This is a genomic window from Afipia broomeae ATCC 49717, from assembly GCF_000314675.2.
GTDB lineage: Bacteria > Pseudomonadota > Alphaproteobacteria > Rhizobiales > Xanthobacteraceae > Afipia > Afipia broomeae.
On record NZ_KB375282.1, the window covers coordinates 2196464 to 2217583 of the forward strand.

General features: G+C 61.9%; 22 protein-coding genes and 2 tRNA genes. 5 read left to right on the forward strand and 19 right to left on the reverse strand.

The genetic code is table 11. The features are described from left to right. Positions 1–84: 84 nt before the first annotated feature. The 15 genes from nuoK to HMPREF9695_RS10190 all read right to left on the reverse strand — a co-directional run bounded on the left by nuoK (position 85) and on the right by HMPREF9695_RS10190 (position 13091). A complete protein-coding gene (gene nuoK, locus HMPREF9695_RS10120) occupies positions 85–393 on the reverse strand; it encodes an NADH-quinone oxidoreductase subunit NuoK (RefSeq protein WP_006020757.1) in 309 nt (102 codons plus the stop codon). Next, on the reverse strand, positions 390–1028 hold the full coding sequence (locus HMPREF9695_RS10125; RefSeq protein WP_006020758.1) for an NADH-quinone oxidoreductase subunit J: 639 nt from the start codon (positions 1026–1028) through the stop codon (positions 390–392). Before HMPREF9695_RS10125 ends, nuoK begins: the two co-directional genes overlap by 4 nt. A 9-nt stretch (positions 1029–1037) precedes the next feature. Continuing rightward, positions 1038–1526, reverse strand: a complete 489-nt coding sequence (gene nuoI, locus HMPREF9695_RS10130) for an NADH-quinone oxidoreductase subunit NuoI (RefSeq protein WP_006020759.1) — start codon at positions 1524–1526, stop codon at positions 1038–1040. Positions 1527–1536: 10 nt separating this feature from the next. After that, positions 1537–2577, reverse strand: coding sequence for an NADH-quinone oxidoreductase subunit NuoH (gene nuoH / locus HMPREF9695_RS10135; protein WP_006020760.1), 1041 nt, complete (start codon positions 2575–2577; stop codon positions 1537–1539). Positions 2578–2587: 10 nt separating this feature from the next. Beyond that, positions 2588–4663 (reverse strand): NADH-quinone oxidoreductase subunit NuoG, encoded by a 2076-nt coding sequence (gene nuoG, locus HMPREF9695_RS10140; RefSeq protein WP_006020761.1) that lies wholly within the window; start codon positions 4661–4663, stop codon positions 2588–2590. Positions 4664–4667: 4 nt separating this feature from the next. Next, positions 4668–5993 carry an NADH-quinone oxidoreductase subunit NuoF gene (nuoF, locus tag HMPREF9695_RS10145; protein ID WP_006020762.1) on the reverse strand — a complete coding sequence of 442 codons (1326 nt, stop codon included), beginning with the start codon at positions 5991–5993 and terminating at the stop codon, positions 4668–4670. 10 nt (positions 5994–6003) lie between these two features. Then, positions 6004–6183, reverse strand: coding sequence for a hypothetical protein (locus HMPREF9695_RS10150; RefSeq protein ID WP_006020763.1), 180 nt, complete (start codon positions 6181–6183; stop codon positions 6004–6006). Next, positions 6180–6818 carry an NADH-quinone oxidoreductase subunit NuoE gene (gene nuoE, locus HMPREF9695_RS10155; protein ID WP_006020764.1) on the reverse strand — a complete coding sequence of 213 codons (639 nt, stop codon included), beginning with the start codon at positions 6816–6818 and terminating at the stop codon, positions 6180–6182. Before nuoE ends, HMPREF9695_RS10150 begins: the two co-directional genes overlap by 4 nt. 64 nt (positions 6819–6882) lie before the next feature. Then, on the reverse strand, positions 6883–7854 hold the full coding sequence (locus HMPREF9695_RS10160; RefSeq protein ID WP_006020765.1) for an FkbM family methyltransferase: 972 nt from the start codon (positions 7852–7854) through the stop codon (positions 6883–6885). Further along, positions 7854–9062, reverse strand: a complete 1209-nt coding sequence (locus HMPREF9695_RS10165) for an NADH-quinone oxidoreductase subunit D (RefSeq protein WP_006020766.1) — start codon at positions 9060–9062, stop codon at positions 7854–7856. Before HMPREF9695_RS10165 ends, HMPREF9695_RS10160 begins: the two co-directional genes overlap by 1 nt. Continuing rightward, positions 9062–9700, reverse strand: a complete 639-nt coding sequence (locus HMPREF9695_RS10170) for an NADH-quinone oxidoreductase subunit C (protein ID WP_006020767.1) — start codon at positions 9698–9700, stop codon at positions 9062–9064. Before HMPREF9695_RS10170 ends, HMPREF9695_RS10165 begins: the two co-directional genes overlap by 1 nt. A 6-nt stretch (positions 9701–9706) precedes the next feature. Next, positions 9707–10303 carry a NuoB/complex I 20 kDa subunit family protein gene (locus HMPREF9695_RS10175; protein ID WP_006020768.1) on the reverse strand — a complete coding sequence of 199 codons (597 nt, stop codon included), beginning with the start codon at positions 10301–10303 and terminating at the stop codon, positions 9707–9709. Continuing rightward, a complete protein-coding gene (locus tag HMPREF9695_RS10180; protein ID WP_006020769.1) occupies positions 10294–10659 on the reverse strand; it encodes an NADH-quinone oxidoreductase subunit A in 366 nt (121 codons plus the stop codon). Before HMPREF9695_RS10180 ends, HMPREF9695_RS10175 begins: the two co-directional genes overlap by 10 nt. A 286-nt stretch (positions 10660–10945) precedes the next feature. After that, on the reverse strand, positions 10946–12037 hold the full coding sequence (locus tag HMPREF9695_RS10185; RefSeq protein WP_006020770.1) for a tartrate dehydrogenase: 1092 nt from the start codon (positions 12035–12037) through the stop codon (positions 10946–10948). 175 nt (positions 12038–12212) lie between these two features. Continuing rightward, entirely contained in the window at positions 12213–13091 is an 879-nt protein-coding gene (locus HMPREF9695_RS10190) for an NmrA family NAD(P)-binding protein (RefSeq protein WP_006020771.1), read from the reverse strand. 149 nt (positions 13092–13240) lie between these two features. Here HMPREF9695_RS10190 and HMPREF9695_RS10195 point away from each other — a divergent pair, with 149 nt between their 5' ends. From HMPREF9695_RS10195 to HMPREF9695_RS10215, 5 genes are all read left to right on the forward strand, one after another. Then, on the forward strand, positions 13241–13660 hold the full coding sequence (locus HMPREF9695_RS10195) for a MarR family winged helix-turn-helix transcriptional regulator (protein ID WP_006020772.1): 420 nt from the start codon (positions 13241–13243) through the stop codon (positions 13658–13660). Positions 13661–13741: 81 nt separating this feature from the next. After that, positions 13742–13818: transfer RNA gene (locus tag HMPREF9695_RS10200), tRNA-Asp, on the forward strand. Positions 13819–14091: 273 nt separating this feature from the next. Next, positions 14092–14391 (forward strand): HU family DNA-binding protein, encoded by a 300-nt coding sequence (locus HMPREF9695_RS10205; RefSeq protein ID WP_006020773.1) that lies wholly within the window; start codon positions 14092–14094, stop codon positions 14389–14391. Between the two features lie 230 nt (positions 14392–14621). After that, the gene (gene pepT / locus HMPREF9695_RS10210; protein WP_208856384.1) at positions 14622–15881 is read left to right on the forward strand and encodes a peptidase T; all 1260 of its coding nucleotides are present in this window, start codon (positions 14622–14624) and stop codon (positions 15879–15881) included. Then, positions 15878–16459 carry a hypothetical protein gene (locus HMPREF9695_RS10215; protein ID WP_006020775.1) on the forward strand — a complete coding sequence of 194 codons (582 nt, stop codon included), beginning with the start codon at positions 15878–15880 and terminating at the stop codon, positions 16457–16459. The genes pepT and HMPREF9695_RS10215 overlap by 4 nt, the downstream gene beginning before the upstream one ends. 162 nt (positions 16460–16621) lie before the next feature. Here HMPREF9695_RS10215 and HMPREF9695_RS10220 read toward each other — a convergent pair whose 3' ends face one another. From HMPREF9695_RS10220 to lon, 4 genes are all read right to left on the reverse strand, one after another. Continuing rightward, positions 16622–16930 carry a YciI family protein gene (locus HMPREF9695_RS10220; RefSeq protein WP_006020776.1) on the reverse strand — a complete coding sequence of 103 codons (309 nt, stop codon included), beginning with the start codon at positions 16928–16930 and terminating at the stop codon, positions 16622–16624. Between the two features lie 102 nt (positions 16931–17032). Further along, positions 17033–18100, reverse strand: a complete 1068-nt coding sequence (locus HMPREF9695_RS10225; RefSeq protein ID WP_157223922.1) for an acyltransferase family protein — start codon at positions 18098–18100, stop codon at positions 17033–17035. A 101-nt stretch (positions 18101–18201) separates the two neighbouring features. Continuing rightward, positions 18202–18278 (reverse strand) — tRNA-Val (locus tag HMPREF9695_RS10230). A 147-nt stretch (positions 18279–18425) separates the two neighbouring features. Next, on the reverse strand, positions 18426–20855 hold the full coding sequence (gene lon / locus HMPREF9695_RS10235; RefSeq protein WP_006020778.1) for an endopeptidase La: 2430 nt from the start codon (positions 20853–20855) through the stop codon (positions 18426–18428). Positions 20856–21120: the final 265 nt, after the last annotated feature.

Here is a 21120-nt window from a genome sequence, read left to right on the forward strand (position 1 = left end):
TCTCTCAAGACGCACGATCTGGTCCGAAAACCGGTGTCCACCCGCCGGGTCGTTGCCCGAGGGCATGCTTTTCGGGATCATGCGTTAACCCTTCATCAGATTGATGTCCTCGACCGCGATCGAACCGCGGTTTCGGAAGAACACCACCAGCACGGCAAGTCCGATCGCCGCTTCAGCCGCGGCGACCGTCAGAACCAATAGCGCGAACACCTGCCCCACGATGTCACCGAGGAACGCCGAGAACGCCACGAGGTTGATGTTCACTGCGAGCAGAATGAGTTCGATCGACATCAGGATGACGATGACGTTCTTCCGGTTGAGGAAGATGCCGAGAATCCCGATCGTGAACAGGATGGCGGCGACGGCGAGATAGTGACCGAGACCGATCGTCATCGCACCCACTCCCCGGAATCCGCATCCTGAAGGCCCTGCCCCGACGCGACCTTGCGCACATCCATCGCCGCTGCCTTGGTTCGCGCGTTCTGCACATTGATGTCCTGCCGCTTGACGCTCGGCTTGTGCCGCAGCGTCAGCACGATAGCGCCGATCATGGCGACCAGCAGCACCAGACCCGCCAACTGGAAGTACGGCAGATACTTCGTATACAGCACGAGGCCGAGCGCTTCGGTGTTGCTGACCCCGCCCGGGATCGGCGACGTGATCGCCTTCGAGATCGCAGGATTCATGATCCAGCCGCCAGCCACCAGCAGCAGCTCGGCAAGGAACACCGCTCCGATCAGCAAACCGACCGGCAGATATTCGATGAACCCCTGGCGCAACTCGGCGAAGTCGACGTCCAGCATCATGATGACGAACAGGAACAGCACCGCGACCGCGCCGACGTAAACCACGACGAGGATCATCGCGAGGAATTCCGCGCCGAGCAGCATGAACAGTCCCGCCGCGTTCACGAACGCAAGGATCAGGAACAGCACGGAGTGCACAGGGTTGCGGGACGTCACGACCATGATCGCGGACGCCACGCAGACGCCGGCGAAGAGATAAAAGAAGAGCGCGGGACCGATCATACTTTCACCTCACCGGTACGGCGCGTCGAGTTCGATGCTTTTCGCAATCTCGCGCTCCCAGCGGTCACCGTTGGCGAGCAGCCTCGCCTTGTCATAATAAAGCTCCTCGCGCGTTTCCGTCGCGAATTCGAAATTCGGGCCCTCGACGATGGCGTCGACCGGACAGGCTTCCTGGCACAGCCCGCAATAGATGCACTTCACCATGTCGATGTCGTAGCGCACGGTACGGCGCGTGCCGTCGTTGCGGCGCGGGCCGGCTTCGATGGTGATGGCCTGCGCCGGACAGATCGCCTCGCACAGCTTGCAGGCGATGCAGCGTTCCTCGCCGTTCGGATAACGGCGCAGCGCATGCTCACCGCGGAAACGCGGCGAGATCGGTCCCTTCTCAAAGGGATAGTTCAGCGTGGGCTTCGGTTTGAAGAAGTATCGCATGGCGAGAATGAACGCCGAGACGAACTCTTTCAGCAGAAGCTGATTGGCTGTGCTTGCTATGCCCATGACGAAAACCTCATTTCGGTGCAAGCCCCGCGAATTGCAGAACACCGGCGACGATGACGACCATCGCCAGCGACAACGGCAGAAACACCTTCCAGCCCAGCCGCATGAGCTGGTCGTAGCGGTAGCGCGGCACGATCGCCTTTGCCATCGCGATCAGGAAGAACATGAAGAACAGTTTCAGCACGAACCAGATCACACCGGGCACCCAGGTGAACGGCGCGAACGGGATCGGCGACAGCCAGCCGCCAAGGAACAGGATCGTCGCCAGCGCGCACATGGTGGTAATGGCGACATACTCGCCGAGCATGAACAGCAGATACGGCGTCGAGCCGTATTCGGTCATGAAGCCGGCGACCAGTTCGGATTCCGCTTCCACCAGATCGAACGGCGGGCGATTGGTTTCCGCCAGCGTCGAGACGTAGAAGATCACGAACATCGGGAACAGCGGCAGCCAGTACCAGCCGAGAATGCCGAGTTTGGTGTCCTGCGCCGCGACCACAGCGGTCAGGTTGAGCGAACCGACGCACAGCAGCACGGTGATGATGACGAAGCCGATCGAGACTTCGTAGGACACCATCTGCGCGGCGGAGCGAAGCGCCGCGAGGAACGGATACTTCGAGTTCGACGACCACCCAGCCATGATGATGCCGTAGACCGACAGCGACGAGATCGCGAAGATGTAGAGAACGCCGACATTGATGTCCGCGATCACCCAGTTGAGGTTGACCGGGATCACCGCCCACGCTGCCAGCGCCAGCACGCACGAGACCAGCGGCGCCAGCAGGAACACGCCCTTGTTCGCGCCGTCCGGAATGGTCGGCTCTTTCAGCACGAACTTCAGCAAGTCCGCGAAGGATTGCAGCAGGCCCCATGGCCCAACCACGTTGGGACCGCGCCGGATCTGCACCGCCGCCCAGATCTTGCGGTCGGCCAGCAGGATGTAGGCGATGGCGATCAGCAGCACCACGAGCAGCAGCACGCTCTGCGCGACCATGATGATGATCGGCCAGAGATAGCCCGTCCATAACTCGCTTGCGAAGAATTCGGTCATCGGATCACGCTTACTCCGCCGCCGTCAGAAGTTGCCCGGAGGCGAGCTTGGAACATTCGGCCATCACCGCGGATGCCCGCGCGATGGGATTGGTCAGGTAGAAGTCCTCGACCGGGCTCTTGAAGGCGCCCTTCTCGACCGAGCCGCCGCGCGCCGCAAGCGCTTTCACGCCCGCCGCATCGTTGCCTTCGATCTGGTCGATCCGCATCAGATGCGGCGCGGCCTTGAAGATCGCCTGGCGCAGTTGCCCGAGCGAGTCGAACGGCAGCTTCTTGCCGAGAACGTCCGACAGCGCGCGGATGATCGCCCAGTCCTCGCGCGCATCGCCGGGCGGGAACGCGGCGCGGTTGGCCATCTGCACACGTCCTTCGGTGTTGACGTAGAGACCGGCCTTCTCGGTATAGGCTGCGCCCGGCAGGATCACGTCGGCGCGGTGCGCGCCCTTGTCGCCGTGGGTGCCGATGTAAACCACGAACGTGCCGTCGGCCGGGCTGACATCATCCGCGCCCAGCGAGAACAGCACATCGAGCGTGCCGAACGTCGTCATCTGCGCGACGTTCAGGCCGCCCGCCCCCGGCGTGAAGCCGATATCGAGCGCACCGACGCGCGAGGCGGCGTTGTGAAGCACCGCAAATCCGTTCCAGCCGTCTTTGAGCACGCCGAGATCGACGGCGAGCTTGGCAGCCTGCGACAGCACCGCCGCGCCGTCGTGACGGGCGGCAACGCCCGCGCCCACCAGCACGATCGGGTGCTTTGCGCCCTTCAGCACGTCGGCGAACGAGTGCTTGCCGGCGGCGAGATCGCCCAGCGTATCGGTACCTGCGCCGAGATGCTCATAATCGTAGGTCAGATCGGCCTTGTCGCCGATCACACCGATCTTGAGCGCACCCGTGCGCCAGCGCTTGCGGATGCGCGCGTTGAGAACGGCAGCTTCCTTGCGCGGATTGGAGCCGACAATCAGCAGCGCGTCGGCCTGTTCGATGCCCGCGATGGTCGGATTGAAGATGTACGACGCGCGGCCCGCCTTCGGATCGAACCCGGCGCCGTCCTGAGTGGCGAAATTGGCCGACCCAAACGAGGTGAGCAATTCCTTGAGCGCGAACATTTCCTCCACCGCGGCGAGATCGCCGGCGATGGCGCCGGTGCGCCGGCCGTCCGAGCGGGCAACCGCCGCGGCGATTGCCGCGAAAGCTTCGGTCCATGTGGCCGCGCGCAGCTTGCCGTTTTCGCGGATGTACGGCCGATCCAGACGCTGCGTGCGCAGACCGTCGACGATGTGGCGCGTCTTGTCCGAAATCCACTCTTCGTTCACGTTCTCATTGACGCGCGGCAGAATGCGCATCACTTCGCGGCCGCGCGTATCCACGCGGATCGCGGAGCCGACCGCATCCATCACATCGATGGACTGGGTTTTGCCCAGTTCCCATGGACGCGCGGCAAATGCGTATGGCTTCGAGGTCAGCGCGCCGACCGGGCAGATGTCGACGAGATTGCCCTGCAACTCGGACGTCAGCGCACTTTGCAGATAGGTCGTGATCTCGACGTCCTCGCCGCGGCCGGTCAGGCCCAGTTCTGGCACGCCGCAAACCTCGGTGGTGAAGCGGACGCAGCGCGTGCACTGGATGCAGCGGTTCATCGAGGTCTTCACCAGCGCGCCGATGTACTTGTCCTCGACCGCGCGCTTGTTCTCCATGAAACGGCTGGTGTCGACGCCGTAACCCATCGCCTGATCCTGAAGATCGCACTCGCCGCCCTGATCGCAGATCGGGCAGTCGAGCGGATGGTTGATCAGCAGGAATTCCATCACGCCTTCGCGTGCCTTCTTTACCATCGGCGATTTGGTCTTGACCGCCGGCAGTTCGCCGTTCGGACCCGGGCGGCAATCGCGCACGGCCCAGGCGCAGCTCGCGACAGGCTTCGGCGAGCCCGCGACCTCAACGAGACACATGCGGCAGTTGCCGGCGATCGACAGCCGCTCATGGTAGCAGAAGCGCGGAATTTCGGCGCCCGCCGCCTCGCACGCCTGAAGCAGCGTGTACTCGGCAGGAACGTCAATCTCTTTTCCGTCGACGAGAATCTTGGTCATGCCATTACTCCGCCGCGACCATGTTGACGGGATCGAGAACACCGACATCATCGATGGTCGACTTGCGTGTGAAATCGTCGATGCGCCGTTCGATCTCCGGACGGAAGGCGCGGATCAGACCCTGGATCGGCCAGGCCGCCGCGTCGCCGAGCGCGCAGATGGTGTGACCTTCGACCTGCTTGGTGACTTCCAGCAGCATGTCGATCTCGCGCTTGTGGGCGCGGCCTTCAACCATGCGCGACAGCACGCGCCACATCCAGCCGGTGCCTTCGCGGCACGGCGTGCACTGACCGCAACTCTCGTGCTTGAAGAAATAGGAGATGCGCGCGATGGCCGCGACCACATCGGTGGACTTGTCCATCACGATGACGCCGGCGGTGCCGAAGCTCGACTTCACCGCGCGGGTGCCGTCGAAATCCATGATCAGATCCTGGCAATCCGCCGCCGGGATCAGCGGGCACGATGCGCCGCCGGGAATGATCGCCAGAAGGTTGTCCCAGCCGCCGCGAATGCCGCCGCCATGCTTCTCGATCAGTTCCCTGAACGGAATGCTCATCGCGTCTTCGACGACGCACGGCGTGTTGACGTGACCGGAGATGCCGTAAAGCTTGGTGCCGACATTGTTCGGACGGCCGATGGCGGCGAACCATGCCGCGCCCCGGCGGAGGATGTCCGGCGCGACCGCGATCGACTCGACATTGTTCACCGTGGTCGGGCAACCATAAAGACCGACGTTGGCCGGGAACGGCGGCTTCAGGCGCGGCTGGCCCTTCTTGCCTTCGAGGCTTTCGAGCAACGCGGTCTCTTCGCCGCAGATATATGCGCCGGCGCCGTGGTGAACGTAGAGATCGAACGGATAACCGTGAACGTTGTCCTTGCCGATCAGCTTCGCCTCATAGGCCTGATCGACCGCGGCCTGAAGATGCTCACGCTCGCGGATGAACTCGCCGCGCACATAGATGTAGGCGACATGCGCGCCCATGGCGGCGCTGGCAATCAGGCAGCCTTCCACCAGCAGATGCGGATCGTGCCGCATGATCTCGCGATCCTTGCAGGTGCCCGGCTCGGACTCGTCGGCATTGACCACGAGATAGCTCGGACGCCCGTCGGCGTTGTCCTTCGGCATGAACGACCATTTCATGCCGGTCGGGAAGCCCGCCCCGCCGCGCCCGCGCAGGCCGGACGCCTTCATTTCAGCGACGATCCAGTCGCGGCCCCGGTCGATGATCGCCTTGGTGCCATCCCACGCGCCACGGCGGCGCGCGCCCTCCAGGCCCCAGTCGCCCTGGCCGTAGAGATTGCGGAAGATGCGGTCCTTGTCGTCGAGCATAGTCGCTACCTTAAGACCCTGAACGCTTGGATTGCTGATAGGCGAGCCCCGCCGCCATCGCGCCGAAGCCAATGGCCCAGAACACGGCTGACTGAAGTTCAGTCTTCAGAATGTAGAAGTTCAAAAAGAAGATGAAGACAGCGGCGACAACCGCGTGAAGCGCGATGTAGCGAAGCGTCGTTCCCGTCATGACTTGTCTCCCTTCGGAGAACTCGCCGCTTCGCCCTTCAGCGAGGTCAGACCGGCGACCGGTGCCGCGAACTGGCGATCGATCTGCGGGCCGGGCTTGGGCGGATTGCCGGTCTCGAAGCCGTCGAGCACCCTGTTCAGGCTCTCGGGCGTCAGATCCTCATAGGTGTCCTTCCAGATCATCACCATCGGCGCATTCACGCAGGCGCCGAGGCACTCGACCTCTTCCCACGAGAAGTTGCCGTCGGCCGATACGTGGAACGGATCGTGATGGATGCGATGCTTGCAGACCTCGATCAGGTCTTTCGCGCCGCGCAGCATGCACGGCGTCGTGCCGCAAACCTGCACATGCGCCTTCTTGCCGACCGGCTCGAGCTGGAACATCGTGTAGAACGTCGCGATTTCCAGCACGCGGATGTAGGGCATCTCGAGCAGGTCCGCGACGGCACGGATCGCAACCTCCGACACCCAGCCGTCGTGCTGTTCCTGCACGCGCCACAGGATCGGGATCACCGCGGACTGCTGACGGCCCGGCGGGTATTTCTCGATCTGGGCTTTCGCCCACGCCAGATTCTCCGCGCTGAACGCGAAGCTTGCGGGCTGTACCTCTTTCGGAGCCAAACGGCGGACGGCCATCGTTTAAGTCTTTCGATCTTTCATTGCGCCAATTCTATTGCGTCAAGTCTTACTGCGTTAAGTTTCACTGCGTCATGGCGCGGCGCGCGTTGCCTGAATTCATGCTGTAGATACGCTGTTCCCAGAACACGCTCGAGGTCGCGAACACGTTGTAGCCGACGTGCGAGGCGACCTTGATGCGGTCGAGTGTGGAGAGCTTGGTCAGTTCCTCGAACCGATCCGTCGCCGGATCGTGGATGATCGCCTTCATCGGCGTCTGTTCGAGAATGTAGCGCGACACGCTGTGGGTCGGATCGTTGCCGTGCTCCTCGCAGACCACGACCGAATCCGTCTCCAGAAGCCGTTTGCCGCCCTTCATGGCGTCGATCTCGACGCCTTCGACGTCCAGCTTGATGATGTACTTGCCCTGCGCCGGGATCTTGCCGTCCTCGATCAGGTTATCGAGTGCAAGCACCTGCACCTCTTCGCCGCCCGCATCCGCACCGCCTGCGATGCTGAACGCCTCGTGGCGGTTGCCCGACAGGCGCGCCGTGCCGCGTGCGGAGCCGATGGCGGCATTAATCGCTTCGAACCGGCCGCCGTTGATCTTCGCATTGTGAGCGAGACGCGGGAAATTCCGCGATGACGGCTCCATCGCAATCGACGGACGCGAGCCGAAACGCTGGCTGGACACCATCACAGACCAGTAGCCGTAGTTCGCGCCGCAATCGATCAGCGTGTAATTCACATCCTTGGAGTCGAGCAGAAACAGCTCAAGTTCGTCTTCGTACTTGAACGTGCGGTTGAGCAGCTTGCTCCAGTAACCGTCGCCGTAAGGGAATGAGAATGCAGCGTCCGGGTTGAGCATGACGTTGATGTCGCGCTCGGACAGAAACAGCGTCTTCAGGAGATTGGCTGCGCTGTTGTAACCGCGATGCGAGATGTACGCCCCGACCTTGGATCCAGCGAGCAGCGCAAAGCCGATGGTGCGCTCCCAGGGCGTTGCCCCGCGCATGTCACCGGTCGTGCGGTCGAACTGGATCGGCGGCTGGGTCATCAGCGATCCACCTCACCGAACACGATATCGAGCGAACCGAGGATGGCCGACACGTCGGCGAGCAAATGCCCCTTGCAGATGAAGTCCATCGCCTGAAGGTGCGCGAAGCCCGGCGCGCGGATCTTGCACTTGTACGGCTTGTTGGTGCCGTCGGCGACCAGGAACACGCCGAACTCGCCTTTCGGCGCTTCGACCGCAGCATAGACTTCGCCGGCGGGCACGTGAACGCCTTCGGTGTAGAGCTTGAAGTGATGGATCAGCGCCTCCATCGAGCGCTTCATCTCGCCACGGCGCGGCGGCGCGATCTTGTTGTCCTCGACGACGACCGGCCCCTGCCCTTCAGGCGCGCGCAGCTTCTCGATGCACTGCTTCATGATGCGCACCGACTGACGCATCTCTTCCATGCGGATGCAGTAGCGGTCGTAGCAGTCGCCGTTCTTGCCGATCGGAATATCGAAATCCATCTCGGCGTAGCATTCGTAAGGCTGCGACTTGCGCAGATCCCACGCCGCGCCCGAGCCGCGCACCATCACGCCGGAGAAACCCCACTCCCACGCCTGATCGAGAGTCACCACGCCAATATCGACGTTGCGCTGCTTGAAGATGCGGTTGTCGGTGAGAAGCGTTTCGAGATCGTCCACGACCTTGAGGAATGGATCGCACCAGGCCTCGATGTCGTCGATCAGCTTCGGCGGCAGGTCCTGATGCACACCGCCGACGCGGAAGAACGCCGCGTGCATGCGCGAGCCGGAGGCGCGCTCATAGAACACCATCAGCTTTTCGCGCTCTTCGAAGCCCCAGAGCGGCGGCGTCAGCGCGCCGACGTCCATCGCCTGCGTGGTCACGTTCAGCAGATGCGACAGGATGCGGCCGATCTCGCAATAAAGCACGCGGATCAACTGGCCGCGGCGCGGCACGGTGATGCCGAGCAGCTTTTCCGCCGCGAGGCAGAACGCATGCTCTTGATTCATCGGCGCGACGTAATCGAGCCGGTCGAAATAAGGGATCGCCTGCAGATAGGTTTTCTGTTCGATCAGCTTTTCGGTGCCGCGATGAAGCAGGCCGATATGCGGATCGACGCGCTCGACCACTTCGCCGTCAAGCTCGAGCACAAGGCGCAGCACGCCGTGCGCCGCTGGATGCTGCGGTCCGAAGTTGATCGTGAAGTTGCGCATGCCGGTCTGTTCGGCGTTGAGAACCTCGCTCATCAGCCACCTGCCTTTGGTGCCGGCGCCGGTGCGGGCGCAGCAGCCTTCTCATCACCCGGCAGCGTGTAGTCTGCGCCTTCCCACGGCGAGAGGAAATCGAACTTGCGGAATTCCTGATTGAGCCGCACCGGCTCGTACACCACGCGCTTTTCCGCGTCGTCGTACCGGACCTCGACAAAGCCGGTCAGCGGGAAATCCTTGCGCAGCGGATGGCCGTCGAAGCCGTAGTCGGTCAGCAGGCGGCGCATGTCCGGATGGCCGACGAAGATCACACCATACAGATCGTAAGTCTCGCGCTCGAACCAGTCAGCGCCCGGAAACACCGAGATGATCGACGGCACCTGCGTCGTCTCGTTGGCTTCGCCGTGCAGGCGGACGCGCGCGTTCAGGACCGGCGACATGAGGTGATAGATCACGTCGAAACGGTTCTCGCGGCCCGGATAGTCCACGGCTGTCGCGTCGGTGAAGTTGACGAAGCGGAAGCGCGGATCGGTCTTCAGCACACGAACGATGTCCACGATCTTCGCAAGATCGACCGAGATCGAGAGCTGGTTGAACGCAACCGAATGCCCGAGCGCCGCGCCTGGAAGCGCGGCCACGATCGTCTGGCCAAGAGCGTCTAGTTTCGCATCATCCATGTGCGATTACCGTTCAATCGTTCCGGTGCGCCGGATCTTCTTCTGCAACAGCAGCACGCCGTAAAGCAGCGCCTCCGCCGTCGGCGGACAGCCCGGAACATAAATGTCGACGGGCACGATGCGATCGCAGCCGCGCACCACCGAATAGGAATAGTGATAATAGCCGCCGCCGTTGGCGCACGAGCCCATCGAGATGACGTAACGCGGCTCCGGCATCTGGTCGTAGACCTTGCGGAGCGCAGGCGCCATCTTGTTGGTCAGCGTGCCGGCAACGATCATCACGTCGGACTGGCGCGGCGACGCGCGCGGCGCGAAGCCGAAGCGCTCGACGTCGTAGCGCGGCATCGACACCTGCATCATCTCGACCGCGCAGCATGCGAGGCCGAAGGTCATCCACATCAGCGAGCCGGTGCGCGCCCAGGTGATCAGGTCGTCGGTCGCGGCAACGAAGAAGCCCTTGTCGGACAGTTCGCTGTTGATCTCGAGGAAATACTTGTCATCCGCGCCGACCGGCTGGCCGGTGCGCGGATCGATAATCCCGGTCGCGGCCTGAGAGACAGCGGGCTGCACGATCGAAGGCGCCGGGTTCGGGCTCAATCCCATTCCAGGGCTCCCTTCTTCCACTCATACGCAAAGCCGACAGTCAGCACGGCGAGGAACACCATCATCGACCAGAACCCGGCGAGGCCGAGTTTTCCGAACGCCACTGCCCATGGAAACAGGAAGGCGACTTCCAGATCGAAGATGATGAAAAGGATGGCAACCAGATAGAACCGCACATCGAATTTCATGCGCGCATCGTCGAATGCATTGAAGCCGCATTCATAGGCAGAAAGCTTTTCCGGATCCGGCTGCTGATAGGCGACGATGAACGGAGCGATCAGAAGCGCAAGACCGATCACGGTCGCGACCCCGATAAACACCAGAAGTGGCAGGTAATTCTGCAGAATTCCGCCCATCGGCGACCTCATGCTGCCCGATTTTGTCCCGCAGATTCGCGAAACATTGGAATGGTTCGAAAGGGATAGCGCAGCGCAACAGGGAGGGCAAGACAAGCTGTTTTGAGGCCTGATCCGCTGTTATTGCCGATCGGAAACCCCGCCTGCGCCGGCACCTCCCGCCACCAATAAGCTCCACCGATTGACCCATGCGCGGGGCTTATTGGCAGCAAAGCGAGACGGGGAAACGACGCAGGGAACAACCGAATATGCGACCTTCGGCGTAGTCCCTGATCCCGGGCGCCATTTATGACAGGATGCGCGCGATTTCCTTGCCGCATGCAACCGTGTCGGCCTGTCCGCCGAGGTCCCGCGTCCGCAGCTTCTCGTCTGCCAGAACGGTCTCGATCGCCGTCACAATCGCCTTGCCCGCTTCCGGCTCGCCAAGATGATCCAGCATCATTGCCGCCGACCATATCTGCCCGACCGGATTGGCAATCCCCTTCCCGGCAATGTCCGGCGCTGACCCGTGAACCGGCTCGAACAGCGAGGGAAACTTGCGTTCCGGATTGAGACTGCCGGACGGGGCGATCCCGATGGTGCCGGTACAGGCCGGACCGAGGTCCGACAGGATGTCTCCGAACAGGTTCGAACCCACCACGACATCGAACCAGTCGGGATGCAGGACGAAGTTCGCGGCCAGAATATCAATATGATACTTGTCCCACTTCACGCCCGGATAGGCCTTGGCCATCTCCTCCACCCGCTCGTCCCAGTACGGCATGGTGATCGAGATGCCGTTTGATTTCGTCGCGGACGTCAGGTGCTTTTTCGGGCGGCTTTGCGCAAGCTCAAAGGCGAACTTCAGAATCCGGTCGACGCCTGTGCGTGACATGACGCTTTCCTGGATCACCACCTCGCGGTCGGTCCCCGGAAACATGCGGCCGCCGATGGACGAATACTCGCCCTCGGTGTTCTCGCGTACGACGAAAAAGTCGATATCGCCGGGCTTTCTGCCGGCCAGCGGCGACTTCACGCCGGGCATCAGGCGAACAGGCCGAAGGTTCACATACTGGTCGAACTCCCGGCGAAACTGGATCAGCGATCCCCACAGTGAAATGTGGTCCGGCAGGATCGACGGCATGCCCACCGCGCCGAAGAAGATCGCATCGTGGCTGCCGATCTGGGCCTTCCAGTCGTCCGGCATCATCTTGCCGTGCTTCTGGTAGTAGTCGCAGGAGGCAAAGTCGAAGCTGTCGAGGGTCAGTTCAAAGTTGAACTTCTTGGCTGCCGCTTCCAGCACCCGCAGCCCCTCGGGGACGACTTCCTTGCCGATGCCGTCGCCGGGAATTACGGCCAGTCTGTACTTCCTGTTGGTCCCGGTGCTGGTGGTCGGCATTAAATGTTTCCCCACATGGTTTTGAGCGCGGTCGATCCTGCGTCGCCGGGCAGCAATACAGGAGATAACGTCCCGGCTGAAATGACAATCGTGCTGGGTGGGGATGCCCGTGGCGCGGCCGTATGAGCGGTCGGTCCGGCCCCGTGCGGCACGCGCCGTCCGGGACCGGCGGACGTCAGGCGGAAAATTCCGCCCGGTGGAGTTCGACGAACTCAGGAACCGTCAGAGGCGGACGGCCTGTGACACGCTCGATAATATCGTTGGTGCCGGCGAAGATGCCGTCCTGATAGTCCTGCGCCACCTCGCACAGGTGTTGAACCAGGTGCTGCGGCGCATTCAGGCTTTCAAGCTGCGCCTTGAAGTCCGGAATAGACTGCGCGGTGTAGCTGATCTTCTTGCCGAGCACCGTGCTGACCTGTGCAGCGATCTCATGGTGGTTCATTTCGGTGGAACCGTAGAGAGGATAGGTCTTTCCGGCGTGAGGTGCCGGGTCCCTCAAAATCGCAGCGATCAACCGCCCCTGATCTTCTCCCGCGATCGGCGCGTGACGCCCCTCCCCGAACGGCAGCACGATCTGGCCCGTCGAAGCTATCCTGCTGCCGCGGCCGAAATACAGAAGCCACTGGGCGAAGAAGGTCGGGCGCAGATGCACGACCGGAATGCCGGACCGATCCAGCATCCGTTCACAGACCCAGTGCTGGCGAGCCGCGTTGCTCTTGGCATCCGAACGCGCCGAAATCTGCGACATGTTCACGATGAACGTCACACCCGCTTCTGAAGCCGCCTGCGCGAAATACGCTGTCGCATCGACCAGTCCACTCCGGATCGGATAGACAAAATAAGCTGCCGTCACGCCCGTGGTGGCGGCCCGCACGGCAGCGAGGTCCAGCAGATCGCCGACCATCACCTCCGCACCGAGGTCCCGCAACGCATCGGCCCGCGCGTCATCCCTGTGAACGAACGCCCGTACCCTGGCGCCCGCTTGTCTCAATTCGCGAACGGCGGCCTTCCCTGTCGACCCCGTCGCGCCCGTCACCAGCATCAAATCGCTCATTTTCATCTCCTCCAGATATTAGGAGCATATGCTCTTATTATCCAAGCCGGTCTTTGGCAATGGCTTGACAAAAACAGGAGAATGTTCACCTATTTTTTTAATCCCCGGCCGCGACGGCCGGAACTCTTGAAACAGGAATCGGACAGGTCATGGCGCAACCGGGACTGGACACGTGCAACTGCTTCGCCGTGCGCAAGGCGGCGCGCCGCATGACACAGATCTACGACGCCGCGCTTGCGCCCTCAGGCGTGCGGGTGACGCAGTTCATGCTCCTGATGGCGCTGAACAAGGAAGGCGGCCTGTCGGTCAACCGGCTGGCCGAACTGATGGTGATGAATCGCACCACGATGGGGAAGAATCTCCGCCCCCTCGAACGCGATGGCCTCGTCGACGTCAGGGTTTCAAAGGAAGACCGTCGCAGCCGCGACATCCTGCTCACGCGAAAAGGCCGCTCTCTCCTCGACAAGGCTTATCCGCTCTGGCGGAACGCCCACGACAGCTTCGAACAGAAGCACGGCGCAAGGTTTGCGGCGCAATTTCGCTCCGTACTCAGCGCGGTCACAGACTGATCGTGTAAAAAGTCTGCAGTGCTTGACTTGGCAGGGCGGCACCTTTAAGTCCGGGACCCTGCGGTCCGCTGATGCGGCCTTGCGGGAGTAGCTCAGTTGGTTAGAGCGCCGGCCTGTCACGCCGGAGGTCGCGGGTTCGAGCCCCGTCTCTCGCGCCAAATTATCTCATAAAAACAATCAGTTCCTACTTCGCACGGTCGCGCCGGACTACGCCGTCCGTCCGGGATCGGGCCGACAAGCCACGCCCGTTCCGAGGCCACATTTGCGAGGGTGTTGTTGCATTTCCCCTTGTGTGTCAGGCTCTTTTCCACCGCCGATTTAAATAAGGCGCTATTTACGGGCAAAACTCGTAGTCAGGACGCTCCCGAATCAAATAAGCCCTGATGTACCGTTAGTTTTGTGAAGCCTAGTATCCACGAGGAGGGCCAAATATGGCAAAGAAAGCAGCTACCCCAGCGACCGTCACTTTGAAGCACCTTGCCGCCGCTCTCGCCGAAGAGCACGAGTTGTCGAAGAAGACCGCTGAAACCATCCTCGGCGACCTCGTCACCAAGATCACCAAGCACCTCAAGAAGGGCGAGCGTATCCGCATCGTCGGCCTCGGCATCCTCCAGGTCCGCAAGCGCGCCGCCCGCATGGGCCGCAACCCGGCAACCGGCGAAGCGATCCACATCAAGGCGAGCAAGAAGGTTGCCTTCCGCGCTGCCAAGGAATTGAAGGAAGCCGTCTAAGACCGGCATCCAGACTTTAAAGGCCCTGACGCCATTCCGGCTCCGCCGGGATGGCGTTTTCTTTTGGGTGGCGCTTTTACATCTGTGGGTTAAGTAAACACAACAGCATTGCGTATCGCTCGCCGTCACCCTGAGGTGCCGTAGCGGAGCGAAGGCCTCGAAGGGCGACGGCGCGGCGCCCATGCCGCGCATCCTTCGAGGCTCGCCGCAAACGCGGCTCGCACCTCAGGATGACGGAGCAAATTTTGGCGATCAACTTCTCCCACACCGTTCTCGACCGCTTCCTGCGCTACGTGCGCATCGACACCCAATCGGACGCGTCATCACCCACCTGCCCGTCCACCGAGAAGCAGAAAGACCTCGGCCACCTGCTCGCGCAGGAGTTGCGCGATCTCGGCCTCACCGACGCGCACATGGACGAGCATGGCTACGTCTATGCGACGCTGCCCGCCAACAGCGTCAAGACCGTCCCAGTGATCTGCTTCTGCTCGCACATGGATACCTCGCCGGACTGCACCGGCAAGGATGTGAAGCCGCAGATCGTGCGCAACTACCAGGGCGGCGACATCGTGCTGCCCGCCGATCCCACGCAGGTGATCCGTGCGGCGGACAACCCCGCGCTCAAAGACCAGATCGGCAGCGACATTGTCACCACCGACGGCACCACGCTTCTCGGCGCGGACAACAAGGCCGGCGTCGCCGAAATCATGGATGCGGTTCAGGTCCTGATCGCCAATCCACAGATAAAACACGGCGCGATCAAAATTCTTTTCACGCCGGACGAGGAAATAGGCCGCGGAGCGGACAAGGTCGATCTGAAGAAGCTCGGCGCCGCCTTCGGTTATACCATTGACGGCGAAAGCGCGGGCCACCTCGAGGACGAGACGTTCTCGGCGGATGGTGTCACCATCGCCATCCAGGGCGTCAGCATCCATCCGGGCTTCGCCAAGGGGAAGATGGAGCACGCGCTCAAGATCGCCTCCCGCATCGTCGACCGGCTGCCGAAGGACCTTGCCCCGGAAACCACCGAGGGCCGTGAAGGCTTCCTGCATCCGGTCGGGCTTCAGGGCGGCCTCGACAGCGCCGTGCTGTCGCTGATCGTGCGTGACTTCACCGTGCAGGGCCTGAAGGAAAAGGAGGCGCTGCTGGAGGACATCGTGCGCGGCGTCATGAAGGACTTCCCGCACTCGTCCTATACCTTTGAGGTCAAGGAACAGTACCGCAACATGAAGGAAGTTCTCGACCGCCATCCGCAAGTGGTCGAGTACGCACTGGAAGCGATTGATCGCGCGGGGCTTCAGCCGGTCCTCAGCAGCATTCGCGGCGGCACCGATGGCTCGCGGCTGTCCTTCATGGGACTGCCCTGTCCCAACGTCTTCGCCGGCGAACATGCCTTCCACTCGCGCCTCGAATGGGTCAGCGTTCAGGACATGGAAGCGGCGGTGCGGACCATCGTGCATCTCGCCGCGATTTGGGAGGAAAAGGCATGATCCGGATTGTGAACCGCCTCGCCGCGCTGCTCGCGTTCGCTCTCCTTGTGCCGCTCAGCGCACAGGCGCAGGAGCCGCGCTTCGACATGACGGTGACCGCCGACGCCACCAAGGCCAACGGCAGCCCATGGGACGGCGTGCCGCGGCTTGGCAATTCAAAGCTCAATCTCAACGCCGCACCTGACATCGCGGTCTGCCTCGTGCGCGCGAATGCCAAACCGGAATGCCTGTGGAAGCCGCAGGGGCGCCGCCTGCTGTCGCAATGTCAGAACGCATGGACCTGCAGGTTCGACAATGTGGCGCTCGCACCGCTGCCGATCGGCCTGGTCTTTGTCGACATCGATGCACGCAACCACGACATCATCGATGTCGCTGTCCTCACCGACAGAACCGACGCCAAGGCGAACGACGAGATCGCGGATTCTCTGCGCACCGCGATGAGCGTGCTGACGCCGCACCGCTCCGAGGACACAAAGGAGCGTCTCGTCCGCAGCGCGAAGCTGATCGCGCTTGCCGATTGCGCGGACGGCAAGCCGTGCCGGCTGACGCAATCGCAGTTCGTGCTGACGAGGCGCTAGCGCAAGCATAGTTCGACATCAGATGTGCTCCCTCTCCCCAGTGGGGAGAGGGGCTCTAGGTCTATCGAGAGATTCTACGCCCTCACCCGCCGCGCTTCGCGCGTCGACCTCTCCCCACGGGAGAGGTGGGACAGAACCATACATCCGTTGATTCGAAGTGCCCTAGCCCCGCATCCGCAACTGAAGCATCGGCAACACCTCATAGCGTGCGCCGATGTTGGCCTTGACCATCGGATCCTCCGCAACGATGGCGCGGACATCGTCGGCACTCTCGTCGTCGGCCATTTCGAACAACGACATGCCCCAGCCGCCCGCCGGATCGGCCACCGGCCCGTGCGCGAGAACGCCGCCCTGCTCCAGCAAGGCCTGCAAGAACTCGCCGTGCGATTTCATCAGCACCTTCTGCTCGGGGGTCATGGTCTTGAGGAAGTCCGGCCCCGGAGGAACGAAGCGGCAAAGGAAGTACTTCATCTGAAACTCCGCAGTGGAAAAGAAACGAGGAACAGTCCGCTTGAAAGAATGTCTAGGCCGTCAAGATGGCGGCGCCATGACTCCGCTTCGTGACGCGATCCATCATGGCACTGCCGGCTGAGCGGCGGACGTGATGCGCGACCGGCCAGTCAAACGGTGTCCAAGGCGATTAAAGGGCATTTCGATACAGGTCCAAGAGATCCAGGCCACGGGAATGGTGCACGCGATGACGACGGCAGCGACACCGATACCCGCCTCCAGAGGATGCGCCGCCGCCCATGGATATTGACGCACCCGGTCGCAAATCAACTCCAGGAACAGCACGTTGAAAAGGTAGAAGCTGAAGCTGATCCTGCCGAGGAATTGCGAGATGCGGCCGGACAGAAACGCCTCGATCGCAGGTGTGCGGCGATAGTAAACCATCGCGACAAGCACGGCGATCGAAGCCTCCCGCAGCGGCCAGCGAAGAACAATCGCGCAGGCGATTGCGCCGATCCATGACCATGTCGGGAGCGCTGACGCGACCGCCCTGCCAGCTCTTGTCGGAATGAGAGCCCCCAGCGCGAAACAATACCAGGAGCCCCTGAAATACGTGAGATAACCGTCAAGCTGAGGTAATTCGAGCAGATACATCAGGCCGAAAGCGACAAACGCCAGTCCCCATTCTTTGCCCGCCCGATATCCCAGATAGGACAGGAGCAGAAACAACGGCGCAATCATCTCGGCGTTCAGCGTCCAGGTCGCGCCATTCACCTTGAAATCATAAAGCAGCGCGTTGCTGATAAAATCGTCGAGCGTGATCCCGCGCCCGCCGGACGCGAAAGCCAGTGAGCAGGCGACAAGGCAGACAAACAGCGCCGGATAAATCCGGAACACGCGGCGAACGTAAAACTTCACGGCGACACCGCCGATCCCGTCCTCCTCGCGCATCAGGCTCCGAAACAGAACCGCACCGCTCAAGACGAAGAACAGCATGACGGCTGCCTCGCCGTCGAAAATCTTCAGAAAGATTTTTGTTAATCCTTCGTAGGGATCAAAATTCGACCAGTGGCCGCGCAGGATTCTCTCGATCTGTGTCGCGTCCAGCCCAAGAACCGAGTGAAAGACGACGACAACGATCGCAGCATAACCGCGAAGGCCGTCCAGCCCGGCATTTCGTTCCTCCGCCATGCTTGCCGCCATAGCTGGGCCTGCCGCTATGAAAAGTGGCTGCTTCATTCGGGAAAGCCGCGAATAACTTGCGTGGGAACGGGTGTTGGAAAAACAAAATATGGTAGGCGGCGACGGATTCGAACCGCCGACCCTCTCGGTGTAAACGAGATGCTCTAACCAGCTGAGCTAGCCGCCCTCAATGTTCGCCGAACGAGCGACGATGCCCGCGTGTTTTAGCCGGGCGGACGCCTTCGGCGCAACCCGGCATCGCCGTCATTTGAGGACATCGGACATAAAAAACGGCGCCCGAAGGCGCCGTTTTATCATCAATTCCGCGTATCGCTCAGTGCGCAGTGGTCAGGCCGCCTGTGGTCTCATCGGCCTCAGGCGTTGCCAGCGCCTTGACATCCTCTTCCCAGACGATCGGGGTCGGAACCCGCACCAGCGCCTTGGCCAGCACTTCGTCCATCCGCGCGACCGGGATGATTTCCATGCCGCCCTTGATGGCGTCGGAAATCTCCGTGAGGTCCTTGGCGTTGTCCTCAGGAATGAAGACCGTCTTGATGCCGCCACGCGCGGCCGCAAGCAGCTTCTCCTTCAGACCGCCGATCGGCAGCACCCGGCCCCGCAGCGTGATCTCGCCGGTCATGGCGACATCGTGCCGGATCGGAATGCCGGTCAGCACCGAGACGATGGACGTCGTCATCGCGACACCGGCAGACGGACCATCCTTCGGCGTAGCGCCTTCCGGCACGTGCACGTGGATGTCGCGGCGGTCGAACAGCGGCGGCTCGATGCCGTAGTTGATCGCTCGCGAGCGGACGTAGGACGCAGCAGCCGAAATCGACTCCTTCATCACGTCGCGCAGGTTGCCCGTCACCGTCATGCGGCCCTTGCCGGGCATCATGACGCTTTCGATGGTCAGCAGCTCGCCGCCCACCTCGGTCCACGCCAGACCGGTCACAACACCGACCTGGTCCTCGCTGTCGATCTCGCCATAGCGATACTTCGGCACACCGAGGAACTCCTCGACAACGGCCGCGGTCACCTTCACCGACTTCTTCTTCGAGATCATGAGTTCCTTCACACCCTTGCGGGCCAGTGTCGAAATCTCACGCTCGAGGTTACGCACGCCCGCCTCGCGGGTGTAGCGGCGGATCAGGAACAACAGCGCTTCGTCGTCGATCGACCATTCCTTCGAGTTCAGACCGTGCTTGGCGATCGCGTTCGGGATGAGATGCTTGCGGGCGATCTCGACCTTCTCGTTCTCGGTGTAGCCGGCGATGCGGATGATCTCCATGCGGTCCATCAGAGGTCCGGGAATATTGAGCGTATTCGCGGTCGTGATGAACATCACGTTGGAGAGGTCGTAATCCACCTCGAGGTAGTGATCGTTGAACGTGCCGTTCTGCTCGGGGTCGAGGACCTCAAGCAAAGCCGACGACGGATCGCCGCGGAAGTCGGCGCCCATCTTGTCGATCTCGTCCAGCAGAAACAGCGGGTTCGAGGTCTTCGCCTTGCGCATCGACTGGATGATCTTGCCGGGCATCGAGCCGATGTAGGTGCGGCGGTGTCCGCGGATTTCCGCTTCATCCCGCACGCCGCCCAACGACACGCGCACGAACTCACGTCCGGTCGCCTTCGCGATCGACTTGCCAAGCGAGGTCTTGCCGACGCCCGGAGGGCCGACGAGGCACAGGATCGGTCCGGTCAGCTTGTTGGCGCGGGACTGCACGGCGAGATACTCGACGATGCGGTCCTTGACCTTCTCAAGCCCGTAGTGATCCGAGTCGAGCACTTCCTGCGCGGCAACGAGGTCCTTCTTCACCTTGGACTTCTTGCCCCATGGAATCGACAGCAGCCAGTCGAGATAGTTGCGCACGACCGTCGCCTCGGCGGACATCGGAGACATCTGCCGCAGCTTCTTCAGTTCATGCGCCGCCTTCTCGCGGGCTTCCTTCGAGAGCTTGGTCTTGTTGATCTTCTCTTCGAGATCAGCAAGTTCGTCGCGGCCTTCGTCGTCGCCGAGCTCCTTCTGGATCGCCTTCATCTGCTCGTTGAGATAGTACTCGCGCTGGGTCTTCTCCATCTGGCGCTTGACGCGCGAGCGGATCTTCTTCTCGACCTGCAGCACCGAGATCTCGCTCTCCATCAGGCCCATCACCTTCTCAAGGCGCTGGGAGACGGACAACGTTTCCAGGATGGTCTGGCGGTCGGAGATCTTGACGGCGAGGTGCGACGCCACGGTGTCCGCAAGCTTCGCGAAATCCGTGATCTGCTGAACGACGCCCACCACTTCGGCGGAAATCTTCTTGTTCAGCTTCACATAGCTCTCGAAGTCGGAGACGACCGAACGCGACAAGGCCTCCGCCTCGACGCTCTTGGCATCGAGATCGGCAAGCGCGGTGACGCTGGCTTCATAGAAATCGGTACGGTCGGCGTACTTGCCGGCCTTGCCGCGCTCCAAGCCCTCGACCAGCACCTTCACGGTACCGTCGGGAAGCTTCAGGAGCTGCAGCACGCTGGCGAGCGTGCCGATCTCGTAAATGGAGTCCGGAGCCGGATCATCATCAGACGCGTTCTTCTGCGTCGCGAGGAAGATCAGCGCATCGTTCTTCATCACCTCTTCGAGCGCCTTGATCGACTTCTCGCGGCCGACGAACAGCGGCACGATCATGTGCGGGAAGACGACGATGTCGCGAAGCGGCAGCACCGGATAGGAGTGGCTTTCGCCGTGAACGATGACTGGACGAGGCTTTGAGGCAGTTGTCATGCCCATATTCCTTTTGTTGCGCCCCCTTGCACGCAGTCCGCTGAACGCGACCGCCACAAGGTGCCTTGTGTGCCGGATAAAGAAAGAGCTCTTTTGAGCCAGTGGCCGTGGTGCGGCCTCTCCCTGCCCGGGTAGCTTTTGCTGCGACTCGGTCGACTGACGTTGCGGCAGCACATCATTAGGTGGCTATCGCATATGGGGGTGTCAAGAGAGCGGAAACCCCCGCCAGTCTTGGGTTTTCTTGGATTATTCTAATGTCGCAGAA

What these genes read in the sequence shown, in the direction of transcription:
- HMPREF9695_RS10150 (WP_006020763.1), bottom strand. Translation starts at nt 6,183, where the DNA reads ATGACGGGAACGACGCTTCGCTACATCGCGCTTCACGCGGTTGTCGCC.
- HMPREF9695_RS10205 (WP_006020773.1), top strand. Translation starts at nt 14,092, where the DNA reads ATGGCAAAGAAAGCAGCTACCCCAGCGACCGTCACTTTGAAGCACCTT.
- HMPREF9695_RS10160 (WP_006020765.1), bottom strand. Translation starts at nt 7,854, where the DNA reads ATGACCCAGCCGCCGATCCAGTTCGACCGCACGACCGGTGACATGCGC.
- nuoK (WP_006020757.1), bottom strand. Translation starts at nt 393, where the DNA reads ATGACGATCGGTCTCGGTCACTATCTCGCCGTCGCCGCCATCCTGTTC.
- nuoF (WP_006020762.1), bottom strand. Translation starts at nt 5,993, where the DNA reads ATGCTCGACGACAAGGACCGCATCTTCCGCAATCTCTACGGCCAGGGC.
- HMPREF9695_RS10190 (WP_006020771.1), bottom strand. Translation starts at nt 13,091, where the DNA reads ATGAGCGATTTGATGCTGGTGACGGGCGCGACGGGGTCGACAGGGAAG.
- lon (WP_006020778.1), bottom strand. Translation starts at nt 20,855, where the DNA reads ATGACAACTGCCTCAAAGCCTCGTCCAGTCATCGTTCACGGCGAAAGC.
- HMPREF9695_RS10165 (WP_006020766.1), bottom strand. Translation starts at nt 9,062, where the DNA reads ATGAGCGAGGTTCTCAACGCCGAACAGACCGGCATGCGCAACTTCACG.
- HMPREF9695_RS10125 (WP_006020758.1), bottom strand. Translation starts at nt 1,028, where the DNA reads ATGATCGGTCCCGCGCTCTTCTTTTATCTCTTCGCCGGCGTCTGCGTG.
- HMPREF9695_RS10170 (WP_006020767.1), bottom strand. Translation starts at nt 9,700, where the DNA reads ATGGATGATGCGAAACTAGACGCTCTTGGCCAGACGATCGTGGCCGCG.
- nuoH (WP_006020760.1), bottom strand. Translation starts at nt 2,577, where the DNA reads ATGACCGAATTCTTCGCAAGCGAGTTATGGACGGGCTATCTCTGGCCG.
- HMPREF9695_RS10195 (WP_006020772.1), top strand. Translation starts at nt 13,241, where the DNA reads ATGGCGCAACCGGGACTGGACACGTGCAACTGCTTCGCCGTGCGCAAG.
- nuoG (WP_006020761.1), bottom strand. Translation starts at nt 4,663, where the DNA reads ATGACCAAGATTCTCGTCGACGGAAAAGAGATTGACGTTCCTGCCGAG.
- HMPREF9695_RS10220 (WP_006020776.1), bottom strand. Translation starts at nt 16,930, where the DNA reads ATGAAGTACTTCCTTTGCCGCTTCGTTCCTCCGGGGCCGGACTTCCTC.
- HMPREF9695_RS10215 (WP_006020775.1), top strand. Translation starts at nt 15,878, where the DNA reads ATGATCCGGATTGTGAACCGCCTCGCCGCGCTGCTCGCGTTCGCTCTC.
- HMPREF9695_RS10185 (WP_006020770.1), bottom strand. Translation starts at nt 12,037, where the DNA reads ATGCCGACCACCAGCACCGGGACCAACAGGAAGTACAGACTGGCCGTA.
- HMPREF9695_RS10180 (WP_006020769.1), bottom strand. Translation starts at nt 10,659, where the DNA reads ATGGGCGGAATTCTGCAGAATTACCTGCCACTTCTGGTGTTTATCGGG.
- nuoI (WP_006020759.1), bottom strand. Translation starts at nt 1,526, where the DNA reads ATGGGCATAGCAAGCACAGCCAATCAGCTTCTGCTGAAAGAGTTCGTC.
- HMPREF9695_RS10225 (WP_157223922.1), bottom strand. Translation starts at nt 18,100, where the DNA reads ATGGCGGAGGAACGAAATGCCGGGCTGGACGGCCTTCGCGGTTATGCT.
- nuoE (WP_006020764.1), bottom strand. Translation starts at nt 6,818, where the DNA reads ATGGCCGTCCGCCGTTTGGCTCCGAAAGAGGTACAGCCCGCAAGCTTC.
- HMPREF9695_RS10175 (WP_006020768.1), bottom strand. Translation starts at nt 10,303, where the DNA reads ATGGGATTGAGCCCGAACCCGGCGCCTTCGATCGTGCAGCCCGCTGTC.
- pepT (WP_208856384.1), top strand. Translation starts at nt 14,622, where the DNA reads ATGACGGAGCAAATTTTGGCGATCAACTTCTCCCACACCGTTCTCGAC.